This window comes from Candidatus Zixiibacteriota bacterium (assembly GCA_022865345.1).
Taxonomy (GTDB): Bacteria; Zixibacteria; MSB-5A5; order MSB-5A5; family RBG-16-43-9; genus RBG-16-43-9.
The window spans coordinates 24,346-36,481 of record JALHSU010000016.1; the positions used below are offsets into that span (position 1 = coordinate 24,346).

General features: G+C 45.7%; 7 protein-coding genes, 2 tRNA genes, 1 other RNA gene and 1 pseudogene. All 11 read left to right on the forward strand.

The genetic code is table 11. The features are described 5' to 3' along the window. Positions 1 to 83: 83 nt before the first annotated feature. The 11 genes and pseudogenes from dnaG to MUP17_00800 all read left to right on the forward strand — a co-directional run bounded on the left by dnaG (position 84) and on the right by MUP17_00800 (position 11,759). Positions 84 to 1,826, forward strand: a complete 1,743-nt coding sequence (gene dnaG, locus MUP17_00750; GenBank protein MCJ7457509.1) for a DNA primase — start codon at positions 84 to 86, stop codon at positions 1,824 to 1,826. Positions 1,827 to 1,958: 132 nt separating this feature from the next. Next, positions 1,959 to 2,032, forward strand: a tRNA-Ile gene (locus MUP17_00755). Positions 2,033 to 2,097: 65 nt separating this feature from the next. Continuing rightward, positions 2,098 to 2,174: transfer RNA gene (locus MUP17_00760), tRNA-Val, on the forward strand. Positions 2,175 to 2,359: 185 nt separating this feature from the next. Then, entirely contained in the window at positions 2,360 to 3,070 is a 711-nt protein-coding gene (locus tag MUP17_00765) for a C4-type zinc ribbon domain-containing protein (GenBank protein MCJ7457510.1), read from the forward strand. 1 nt (position 3,071) lies between these two features. Next, the gene (guaB, locus tag MUP17_00770) at positions 3,072 to 4,532 is read left to right on the forward strand and encodes an IMP dehydrogenase (GenBank protein ID MCJ7457511.1); all 1,461 of its coding nucleotides are present in this window, start codon (positions 3,072 to 3,074) and stop codon (positions 4,530 to 4,532) included. Between the two features lie 203 nt (positions 4,533 to 4,735). Continuing rightward, positions 4,736 to 5,105: RNase P RNA component class A (rnpB, locus tag MUP17_00775), an RNA gene on the forward strand. A 251-nt stretch (positions 5,106 to 5,356) separates the two neighbouring features. After that, the gene (recJ, locus tag MUP17_00780; GenBank protein ID MCJ7457512.1) at positions 5,357 to 7,060 is read left to right on the forward strand and encodes a single-stranded-DNA-specific exonuclease RecJ; all 1,704 of its coding nucleotides are present in this window, start codon (positions 5,357 to 5,359) and stop codon (positions 7,058 to 7,060) included. Between the two features lie 10 nt (positions 7,061 to 7,070). Next, positions 7,071 to 8,007, forward strand: a pseudogene (gene meaB, locus MUP17_00785) (methylmalonyl Co-A mutase-associated GTPase MeaB). Positions 8,008 to 8,029: 22 nt separating this feature from the next. Beyond that, entirely contained in the window at positions 8,030 to 9,697 is a 1,668-nt protein-coding gene (locus MUP17_00790) for a methylmalonyl-CoA mutase family protein (protein ID MCJ7457513.1), read from the forward strand. A 186-nt stretch (positions 9,698 to 9,883) separates the two neighbouring features. After that, positions 9,884 to 10,303 carry a cobalamin B12-binding domain-containing protein gene (locus MUP17_00795; GenBank protein MCJ7457514.1) on the forward strand — a complete coding sequence of 140 codons (420 nt, stop codon included), beginning with the start codon at positions 9,884 to 9,886 and terminating at the stop codon, positions 10,301 to 10,303. 328 nt (positions 10,304 to 10,631) lie between these two features. Further along, positions 10,632 to 11,759 (forward strand): acyl-CoA dehydrogenase family protein, encoded by a 1,128-nt coding sequence (locus MUP17_00800; GenBank protein ID MCJ7457515.1) that lies wholly within the window; start codon positions 10,632 to 10,634, stop codon positions 11,757 to 11,759. The last annotated feature ends 377 nt before the right edge of the window (positions 11,760 to 12,136 follow it).

Genomic DNA, 12,136 nt, shown 5'->3' on the forward strand with positions numbered 1-12,136 from the left:
CGATGCCAGTTTTGGAGCGTAAACCTTCAGGTTTGTCAAAAGCTGTAGGGGTTCAAAATTTTGAACCCCTACAAGTTGCAAATATGTCAAATTTCATTCCAGACGAGCTGATCAATCAGGTGAGGGAGGCTAACGACATCGTTGAAGTCATCTCCGAATACCTGCCTCTCAAGAAAAAAGGAAAAAGCTATACGGCTTTATGCCCCTTTCATCCGGAGAAGACGCCTTCTTTTTCAGTTAGCCAGGAAAGGCAGATCTATCACTGCTTTGGATGCGGAAAGGGCGGGAATGTCTATACTTTCCTGATGGAGCATGAGAAACTAAGCTTCTTTGAAGCTCTGAAACTACTGGCTAAGCGGGCTAATATCTCTCTTCCCAAAAAGACTTCAGACCAGAAGGCTACGGAAACTTTAGATCAGCTTTTTTATGCCAATCAGGTAGCTAACGAGTATTTTCGAGATTCTCTGAAACACAGCAAAAAAGCAAAGGAGTATCTTCAAAGCCGCGGGTTTTCCTCAGAAACTATTGAGGTTTTCTCATTAGGATATGCTCCTGCAGAGTGGGAAGGGCTGATCAGGTTCTCGAAAGAGAAGGATCTGAAGCCAGAAATCCTTTTGTCCGCTGGTCTGGTGGTGGAAAAAGAGAAAAAAGCCGGCTGGTATGACCGGTTCAGAGACCGGGTAACCTTCCCTATATTTAACTTAAGCCAGAAGATCGTGGGATTTGGAGGAAGAATCATCCAGGAGAAGGACGAGCCGAAATACCTGAATTCGCCTGAATCTCCCATATATCACAAAGGGAAAATCCTCTATGGCCTTAATATTTCAAAGGATCTGATCAGGGACAAAAAAGCAGCCGTGCTGGTAGAAGGGTATATCGATTTAATCAGTCTATATCAATCCGGGATAAAGAACGTGGTCGCTCCTCTGGGAACCTCTTTTACGCAAGACCAAGCCCGGCTTCTTTCGCGTTATGCGGAGAAAGTCTATCTGCTGTTTGATTCAGACCGCGCAGGAGAGTCTGCCGTATTCCGCAGCGCGGACCTTCTTTTTGACTCAGAAATGGAGATGATGATAGTAGTCTTACCCTCAGGGGAAGATCCGGATAGTTTTGTAAGGAAGCATGGTCTAAAAGGAATGGCTCAGAAGTTGAGAGAGGCCAAAAGCTTTATCGATTATAAAAAGGATTCTTTGCCTGCAGAATTCAATTCACTGCCTATGAAGGAGCAGGAGGGAATAATCAAGGAATTGGCCGAAACTGCCAGCCGGATAAAAAACCAGCTCTGGAAAGACCTTTTCATAAATAAAGCTGTTCAGGCTTTCAAGGTAAACGAGAAAATCATCCTGGATGCAATCAAGGGGATAGGCAGAAAAGAGGAGCGCTCCAAGGTTTTACCAGAGGAGAAGCTTAAAGGGCCGCATAAATTAGAAAGAGAGCTTTTAAAAATCTTAATAGATGAGAATAGATTAATTCCTCTGACCAGAAACAGGCTAAGCAAGGAAGATTTCTATTTTCCTGAAAATGCAGAGTTATTTAAGATGATCCTGAATCTTTTTGAAACAGCCGGAAAAGTCTCGCCTTCGGCCCTGATCGATAAGGCTCAAGCTCAAAAGTTAAAAGAGCTTATATCGGAGATATCCACCCTGGACTTAGGGCTGGCTGAGCCGGAGCTTATGCTGGGGGATTATATCAAAAGGATAGAGCAGAAGAAGAAATCTGACCAGATCAGGAGATTGAAGGAAGAGGTCAAAATTGCCTGGGGTAAAGGTGAAAAGGAAAAGGCAGAGGAGCTGACAGTTATACTTCATAAACTGATAAGAAAGTGAGCCTCTGTCTCAAAAAAGTTTCTTCCGGGACGTATGGATTTGCAAAAGCCAAAAAGAGCATAGCTGATAGACTGAAAAAAATCTTGACTAATGAGGTTGGTAAGTAATATATTCTTTTTTAGATGTTTTCAGGGGCCCATAGCTCAGTTGGTTAGAGCAACTGACTCATAATCAGTGGGTCCCAGGTTCAAGTCCTGGTGGGCCCAGATAAGAGTGATAAAGTGACTGAGTGATGGAGTAATTAGTTAATCACTTCTTCACTGTATTATGTGGGCGATTAGCTCAGTTGGTTAGAGCGTTCGGTTCACATCCGAAAGGTCATCCGTTCAAGTCGGATATTGCCCACCATAAAGGCAGTTAGTAGTTAATAGTTCATGGTTCATAGACAAGGGAAAATGGATGAAAGTTTTTCAGAGGGAAGAGAACGTCTACGGTTTTTCAAAGGTTTCGAGAATAGGGCAAATTTAAAAGAGAAGTGCACGATGAAAAGTGCACTTTTCTTTTTAAGTAAAATAAACTAAGGAGTCCTGGTAATGCAAAACGATTTAGAGATGCTCTTGAAGCTTCAGAACATCGACTATGACTTAGAGGAGCTGGACCGTTCCAGGGAATACCTCCCGGATATGATCAATAATCTGAAGAAAGAGATGGAGGAGGTTTCCAGAACCTTAAAGGAATCAGAGGAAAGATTGACCCAGCAGGTTCTCCAGCGTAAAAAACTGGAGCTGGATATTGAAGAGATAAACTCCGAATTGACAAAATTTCAGAAACAGATGCGGGATATCAAAACCAACCGGGAATATGATGCCCTGGTCACCGAAATAGCCAATCGCAAGACAAAGATCTCAGAATCAGAAGAGGAGCTTTTAAAGACGCTGACGGAGATAGACGAGCTTCAGGACAAGGTCAAAGAGTATAAGGAGAAACTGGTTGAGGTAGATAAGAACAACCGGGTTCAACTGGAAAGTCTGGGCAAAGAGATGGACTCCATTGGCATTAAGATCAAGCAGAAACAGGATGAGAGAAAAAATAACTCGGTCCGGATAAATAAACTGATGTTAGCGACGTATGAAAGGGTCAAGAAAGTCAAAGGAGGGGCAGCAGTCGTTCCGGTAAAAAAAAGGGCTTGCAGTGGCTGTTACAAGTCGCTTCCTCCCCAGAAAATTCAAGAGATTAAAAAAGGAGAAAATCTTATCACCTGCGATAGTTGTGGCAGGATTTTAACCTGGACAGATGAGGAGTAAAATGAAGAAAAGCGTTGAGAAAACAGGGCTGACTTTTGATGACGTTCTTTTGATCCCGCAGAAATCCGAGGTTTTGCCTAAAGAAGTTAATATCAAGACTTCAGTTGCCAGAGGGATAGAGCTTAATATTCCTATCTTAAGTGCGGCAATGGACACGGTAACAGAATCCAGGCTGGCAATAGCTTTAGCCCGGGAGGGCGGATTGGGTGTTGTTCACAAGAATATGCCGGTGAAAATCCAGGCCCTGGAGGTGGATAAGGTCAAACGCTCTGAAAGCGGAATGATAGTCGAGCCGGTTACCTTGCCGCCTGACCGGACCATCGGAGAAGCCCTGGAGGTGATGAAGAGATTTTCCATATCCGGGATACCTGTGACCCAGAAAGGGAAATTGGTCGGTATCGTTACAAACCGGGACTTAAGATTCGAAAAAAAGCTGCATAAGAAAATCTCCGAGGTAATGACAAAAGATAAGCTGATCACGGTTCCCGAAGGAACCGATTTAGAGAAAGCCAAGGAGATTTTGCACGAGAAAAGGATTGAAAAGCTTCCGATCGTGGACAAGCGGGGTTACTTAAAGGGATTGATAACTGTCAAGGATATAATGAAGAATATTCAATACCCTAGCGCCTGTAAGGATGCAAGAGGCAGACTCAGAGTCGGAGCAGCCTTAGGAGTATCAAAAGACCTGCTCGAAAGGGCAGAAGCATTAATTGCTGCAGGCGTAGATATCCTGGTCATCGATTCCTCGCACGGTCATTCCCGAGGGGTGCTGGCAAGCTTAGAGAAGGTGAAGAACAGCTTCCCCGGAGTAACTCTTATGGCAGGGAATGTGGCTACCGCTCAAGGAACAAAAGATTTGATCGAGGCCGGAACTGATTGCGTAAAAGTGGGGATTGGTCCAGGGTCTATCTGCACCACCAGGGTTGTTACCGGAGCAGGGGTTCCCCAGATAACGGCGATTATGGATTGTGCGGAGGAGGCAGAAAAGCACAAGATTCCGATCATTGCCGACGGCGGCATAAAATATTCTGGAGATATAGCCAAAGCCTTAGCCGCAGGAGCAAATGCGGTGATGATTGGCTCTCTTTTTGCCGGAACCGAGGAAAGTCCTGGCGAGACAGTCCTGTTTGAGGGGCGCAGTTATAAAATCTACCGCGGCATGGGTTCTCTGGAAGCGATGAGAGCAGGAAGCGGAGACAGGTATTTTCAAGAAGAAGAGGATATAAAGAAGATGGTTCCAGAGGGCATAGAGGGCAGGGTGCCGCATAGAGGGTCTCTTTCCGAGTCAGTGTATCAGCTAATCGGAGGTCTGAGGTCCGGGATGGGTATCTGCGGAGCTAAAAATATTGCTGAATTGCAGAAGAAAGCTCAATTTATTCAGATAACTAGTGCTGGCTTGCGAGAAAGTCATCCCCATGGAGTTATCATCACTAAAGAAGCTCCTAATTACAGAACCAACTGAGCTTGACAACTTTTTCCAAAACCTTTATATTGATTGTTGCAGTAGAGTTCTTTAAGTCTCGACAAGCTCGTAGGCGGAGCACCTTGCTCCGCCATAGAAGAAAAATCAACGGGGCTGGGAGCCCCGCCTACGAGAGGATAAACAGGTTTTAGGGGTGCTGAAACTGAAGGATTTAAGAGAGAAGTGATTTTTGCTCTTTGACCAAAACAGACCAGACGATCGTCCCGCCTTTGGCGGGAAGGAAAGTCCGAGCTCTCCAAGGCAGAGTGCCTCGTAACCCGAGGGTCCCCTACAGGGGAACGGAAAGTGTCACAGAAACTATACCGCCCCCGCCCCGATACATCGGGGCAGGAGCAAGGGTGAAATGGTGGTGTAAGAGACTACCGTCCCGGTAGTGATACCGGGAGCAGGACAAACCCCACTTGAGAGCAAGACCAAATAGGGGAGGAGAAGTTGCCTGCTTCGTTTTTACTCCCGGGTAGGTCGCTTGAGTCCAGGTGCAAACCTGGTCCCAGATAGATGATCGTCATATCCAGATGGATAACAGAACTCGGCTTATGGTCTGTTTTGGTCTTTATTAAAAACTGTAGCGAGGTTTTCAGGCCTCCACAGATAAAGGATGAAAAGAATTCTGGAAGGCTGAAGCCTTCCGCTACAAGTGCTTGCTGGAACAATGTAGCGGAGGTCTTCAGACCTCCACTTACTGAGAGGGTAGGTCAGACATTCCTGTCTGACCACAAGTACACTGTCACGAGAACAGACAAGTCCTATGACGGATCCGTAGGAAATGTCTGTTCTACCAAATTGAGAAAGGAAAAGTCTTCGTGGAATTGAGATGGGAATTTCCCCAAAAAATAGATGAGAACAAGTGCGAAGAGCTCTCATCTGAATTAGGGCTGCCTCCAGTAGTCGGAAAAATTCTGATCAATCGGGGGTATTCAGAACCAGAAGAAGCCAGGAACTTCTTAAACCCCAGCCTGAACGATCTGTACGACCCGTTCTGCTTTAAGGATATGGAGAAAGGGGTTGAAAAAGTCATCTCCGCTTTGAAGGAAAACGAGAGGATAATGATTTTCGGAGACTACGACGTGGACGGGATCACCTCAGCTTCTCTTATGTATCTGGTTTTGACCAAATTAGGAGCCCAGGTCTCATATTATCTGCCTAACCGACTGGTCGAAGGTTATGGACTTTCTGAGGAAGGAATTTTAGAGGCTGAAAGAAGGGGAGCAAAACTTATTATCTCAGTCGATTGCGGTATCAATGCAGTAAAAGAGGTTGATTTTGCTAAGAAGAAGGGGATAGATTGTATCATTACTGATCATCATGAGCCGGCTGAGACCTTACCGGATGCCTGCGCTATTATCAATCCCAAGCAGGAAGGAGAGACCTATAAGGGAAAGGAACTTTCCGGAGTAGGAGTGGCTTTTAAATTAGCTCAAGCTATTTACAGAAAATTGGGTCAGGATGAAAAAGAATTAGAGGACCATCTTGACTTAGTAGCCCTGGGAACTGCCGCAGACATTGTCCCTCTCCTGGGTGAGAACAGGATTTTGACCAGATACGGGCTTTTGCAGGTTGCCAAAACCTCCAAACCGGGGCTTAAATCTCTAATCTTCATCTCAGGGCTGATGGGAAAGGAGATCGGGACAGGACAGGTTGTGTTCATCCTGGCCCCGCGGATAAACGCAGTAGGAAGATTAGGAGATGCGGAAAGGGCAATCAAGCTCCTGACAACCAGAGATGAGAGATTAGCTTCGGAGATCTCACGGGTTTTGGATGAGGAGAATAGAAAAAGAAAAAATATAGATGAGGGAACCCTGGAACAGGCTTTAGAGCTGATCCAGGAAGAGGTTGACCTGGAAAATGATAAGGCGATTATTTTAGCTTCTGCTGGCTGGCATCAGGGAGTTATCGGGATAGTCGCCTCAAGAGTTGCCGAAAGATTCTACAGGCCAACCGTGATGATTTCCATAGATGGTGAAGAAGGAAAGGGTTCAGCCAGGAGTATCCCCGGATTTCACCTGTTCGAGGCTCTAAAAGAATGCGAGGATTGTCTCTTGAAATACGGGGGTCACAAGTATGCGGCTGGTCTTTCTATCTCAGCTAAGGAGATCGAATCCTTCAAAGAGAAATTTAAATTAGTTTCATCCAGGATAATTAAAGATGAGGATTTAATTCCCAGGCTTTCTGTGGATGCCGAGCTGGAGCTGGAGGAGATTCAAGATGAGCTTATATCTGCCCTGGAGCTTTTTGCTCCTTTTGGCCCCGGCAATTTAAAACCGGTTTTCGTGACCAGAGGTCTGGAATTAGCGGATGATGCCTACGTGGTAGGAAAGAATCATCTGAGGTTGAAAGTGAAGAAAAACGGGATAATTATGGATGCTATCGGGTTTAATTTAGGAGATTTTGCCAAACCTCTGGCAATGCGGGGCACAAAAATAGATTTAGCTTACGTGCTGGAGCTCAACGTTTGGAATGGAAACTCCAAAATCCAGATGCGTCTTAAAGACCTGCAGATGAGATAAAAAGAAAGATATGTCTTTATTAGATAGATTCCTTCAAAAAGACGAGGTGGCACTTGCCAGGCTTATCTCCTATGTGGAAAATCAAGCCCCTGATTATCGCAAGATCTTATCCTCTCTATACTCCAGAACCGGGAAAGCTTACCGGGTAGGGATAACCGGTCCGCCAGGGGCTGGGAAGAGCACCCTCGTGGACAAATTAAGCTGTGACCTGATTCAAAACGGAAATGAAGTGGGGATAATCGCGGTCGACCCATCCAGCCCCTTTACCGGGGGCGCACTTTTAGGAGACCGGATAAGGATGCAGGATTTGACCACCAGAAAAGGTATCTTCATTCGCAGCATGGCAACCCGGGGCTCCCTGGGTGGACTTGCTTTTGCCACCAAGGAGGTGTCTTTGCTTTTAGACGCCTTTGGTAAGGATTTTATTTTGATAGAAACCGTAGGCGTAGGCCAGATAGAATTGGACATAGTTGATGCCTGCGACACCACCCTGGTTGTATTTGTGCCGGAATCTGGTGACAGCATTCAGGCGATGAAGGCCGGGCTGATGGAGATTGCAGATATATTCGTTGTGAACAAAGCTGATAGGGAGGGAGCAAACAGGATAGTTTCGGAGTTAGATATGATTTTGGATGTGCGGCGAAAAAAAAAACGAGTGGAATTACCCGATCGTTTCCACGGAAGCGGTTAATAACAAAGGCATAGATGAACTTCTGAAGAAAATCAATGAGCACCGGAAATTTATCACCGAGAACCATCTTTTAGAAAAACATCGTAAAGAGCAGATAAAAACAGAGTTAAGAAAAATAATGGAGCTAAAACTAAAAGAGCTGATCGAAAAGAACTTAAGCGATGCCAATCTGGACCAGCTGGCAGAGAGGGTTTATTCCGGTCAGGAAGATCCTTATTCTGCCGGCGAGAAGATTCTGGAGAATTTGAATTTGTAAATCAGTCTAAAGGTGAGGTCTTATGTTTGATAAGGATAAATTAAAAAAAATCGAAGAGGAAAAAAGAAAATGGGAGGGGGTTTATAAAACCTGCAAAGCTACCAATCGAAGATGCATAACCGTTTCCGGGGAGGAGGTCAACCCTCTTTACAGTCCAACGGACATAGCGAAGATCGATTTCAGCAGGGATATCGCATTTCCCGGAGAATATCCTTATACCCGGGGGATCAGGACCAATATGTACCGGGGAAGATTATGGACTATGCGTCAGTTCTCCGGAATGGGAACTCCCAGACAGACCAACGAAAGGTACCATTTTCTCCTGCAAAGAGGACAAACCGGCCTTTCAGTTGCTTTTGACCTGCCGACTTTGATGGGTTATGATTCAGACCATCCTCGTTCTTTGGGTGAGGTTGGGGTATGCGGGGTAGCTGTCGACTCGTTGAAGGACATGGAGATAATCTTCGATGGAATAAGCCTGGATAAAATCTCTACCTCTATGACCATCAATGCTCCAGCTTCCATACTCTTCGCGATGTACATTGCAGTCGGGGAAAAGCAGGGGATTTCATCAGAAAAGTTGACAGGAACAATTCAAAATGACATTTTAAAGGAATATATTGCTCAGAAAGAGTGGATCTTCCCTCCGCTCCCTCATATGAGATTGATCACTGACGTAATGGCTTTTTCCTCTCAGCACGTTCCCAAATGGAATACTATCTCTATTTCCGGATATCACATAAGGGAGGCAGGCGCTACCGCGGTACAAGAATTAGCTTTTACCCTGGCAGATGGGTTTGCTTACGTAGAGGCAGGGATCAAGGCAGGTTTAGACGTGGATGATTTTGCTCCGCGCCTATCTTTTTTCTTCAACTCACACCTTGATTTTTTTGAGGAGATTGCCAAATACCGGGCTGCGCGCAGGATCTGGGCAAGGCATATGAGAGAAAGATACAAAGCTAAAAAAGAAGAGTCCTGGCTCTTGAGGTTTCATACCCAGACTGCAGGGTGTAGTTTAACCGCGCAGCAGCCGGAGAATAACATCGCGCGCACGGCTTTTGAGGCATTGGCTGCAGTTTTAGGAGGGACTCAGAGTTTGCACACTAACTCTATGGATGAGTCCTGGGCTTTGCCATCTGAGAAAGCAGTGCAAATAGCCCTGAGGACCCAGCAGCTTATCGCTTTTGAGACCGGGGTGGCTAATACGATTGATCCATTGGCTGGCTCATATTACGTTGAATCGCTGACCAACAAGATGGAAGAAGAAGCAGAAAAATATTTTGCAGAAATCGAGAGGAGAGGCGGAGTTCTGAAAGGCATTGAGGATGGATATTTTCAGAGAGAGATAGCAGAAGCAGCTTACCGTTACCAGAAAGAGATAGAGAGCAAAGATAGGATCGTAGTAGGAATTAATGATTTTGTAATCCAGGATGAAAAAATAGAAATACCTATTTTGAAGATAGATCCAGAGGTGGAAAGAGAACAGGTTCAGGCAGTCAAAAAAGTCAAGACTGAAAGGGATAATGATAAGGTAAAAAGGAGTCTGGAAAATCTGAAAAAGGTGGTTCAGGGAACTGATAATACTATGCCTGCCATCTTAGAATGTGTGAGATGTTATGCCACCGAGGGTGAGATAGTGGAGGTTATGAAAAGCATTTTTGGGGAATATGTGGAACCTCCGTTAATTTAAAAAAATGGAAAAAGGAAGATGAGAAAACGTAGCGCGACCCTTTCAGGGTCGCATTGCGAGGCTGAAAGCCTCGCGCTACAAACCTAATAGATCGGTAAACCCCACGTTGCCCACAACGTGGGTACAGATTTGGATGATCGTAACGTCCGACGTTTCTGTAGGACGTGCAAGTAGAAAGGAAAATTTATGCGAAAAAAATATCGAATACTCTTAGCCAAACCTGGTCTGGATGGGCATGACCGGGGAATCAAAGTGGTGGCTGCCGCGCTCAGGGATGCAGGATTTGAGGTCATTTACACCGGATTGAGACAGACCGCGGAGATGATCGTGGAAGCAGCCATTCAGGAGGATGTGGATGCCATCGGGATGAGCATCCTCTCCGGTGCGCATATGACCCTGTTTCCTGCGGTTCTGGATTTGCTCAAGAAAAGGAAGTGCGAACATATCCTCGTTTTCGGTGGAGGGATTATCCCGGATGAGGACATTGCTAAATTGGAGAAAAAAGGAGTGGGAAAGCTTTTTACTCCGGGAGCTACGACTGGAGAGATAATCGAATATCTGAATAAAGCCTTAAAAGAGGGAAGGAAAGAAGAGGCGGTTTTTTAGGAAAAAACGTGAACGTTTCTCGTTGCTCGTGAGCGGAATTAAGAAATAAGAAAGGCGGAAAAAGGAAGAACAAATGACAGATGACGGATAACGAATGACGGAGGAAATTTGTAGGGGCGAGGTTCCCTCGCCCACGAAAATAATAAGAGAATAACATTCAATCTAAGCTCGTAGGCGGAGCACCTTGCTCCGCCACTGCGGGGCTGGGAAGCCCCGCCTACGAGGTTAAAAAAGAGGAAAATCGGTAACCCCACGTTGCCCACAATGTGGGTGGATGTTCAAATGAAAAAAAGATTTGAAAAATTAACATCTAAATACAGGAGGTAGGATGACTTTTAATTTAGACGAGAAACAGCAGGCGGTTAGGGATCTGGCAAAGGAGTTCGGCGAGAAATATATCGCACCGGTTGCTGTGGAGATGGACAGAAAACCACCGGAGTTTCCCAGGGAGCTTTTCAAAAAGATGGCGGAAAAGGGATTTATGGCTTTTCCGGTCAATAAGCAATATGGCGGTCTGGGTAAAAGCAGACTCGAATATACTACGCTGATTGAGGAGATAGCCTGGTTTGATGCGGCGTCTGCCATAATTATGGCGGTAAATAACCTAGCAGGTTACCCGATTGAGACCTTCGGTTCTGAGGAGCAGAAGAAAAAGTATCTGCCCAAGATGTGCTCTGGTGAAATGGTCGGCGCTTTTGCCTTGACTGAGCCGAATGCTGGTTCTGATGCCGGCAACCAGCAGACCACAGCCAAACTGGAGGGTGATTCCTATGTGCTCAACGGCGAGAAGATATTCATCACCAGCGGAAACGTGGCAGATATAACCGTGATCATAGCCAAAACTGAGGATAAAGTCTCAGCTTTCTTAGTGGAGGGAAAAACTCCCGGGTTTACTTCAGAGGTTCTAAAATGGAAAATGGGTCTGAGAGCATCGACTACTGCGCGTTTAAAGCTGAATAACGTGAGAATTCCGAAAGAAAATCTCCTGGGCGAGGTAGGGAAAGGTTTCAGGATTGCCCTGGTAACTCTGGATGGTGCCAGGATAGGTGTGGCGGCTCAGGCTCTGGGAATTGCCCAGAGGGCTTTTGACGAGTCGATAAAATACTCCAAAACCAGGGTGCAGTTCGGAGCGCCAATTGCCAAACTGCAGGCGATCCAGTGGATGATTGCAGATATGGGTACCCGTTTAGAGGCTGCACGAATGCTGACTTACAAGGCCGCGATGATGGATGATAAAGGAGAGAAGATCTCCAGGGAAGCTGCCCAGGCCAAGCTGTATACGTCTGAGGCTTCCAATTTCATCGTGGACCGGGCAATGCAGATTCACGGCGGGTACGGCTATATCGGCGAATTTTCCGAGATCGAGAAGCTCTACCGGGATCAGAGGATTACCGAGATCTACGAAGGCACCTCAGAGGTGCAGAGACTGGTTATTTCGAGCGCGTACTTGAGATAAAAAATGTAGCGGAAGACTTCAGCCTTCCAATAGTTGGAGGTCTAAAGACCTCCGCTACAAAACATAATTCTGTCATTGCGAAGCAATCCGTTGAAACAGAAAATGAAAAAAGGAAGATGAAGGATGAATGACGAATGTCGGATGTCGAATGATGAATGAGAAATCTCGTAGGCGGAGCACCCTGCTCCGCCACAGGAATGAAACCCATAACGCCCGGCCAGCATGTCGGGCGTTATTATTTGTAGATACCGTCTTTCATGTCAAGCTTTGAATAGCTGGGTTAAAAGGTATTTTTTGAGTTAGTATAGCTCTAATCATTATCAGTAATTTTTTCATACAAGCAACCAGGGCCAGCATTTTGGGTTTCCCTTTAGCCA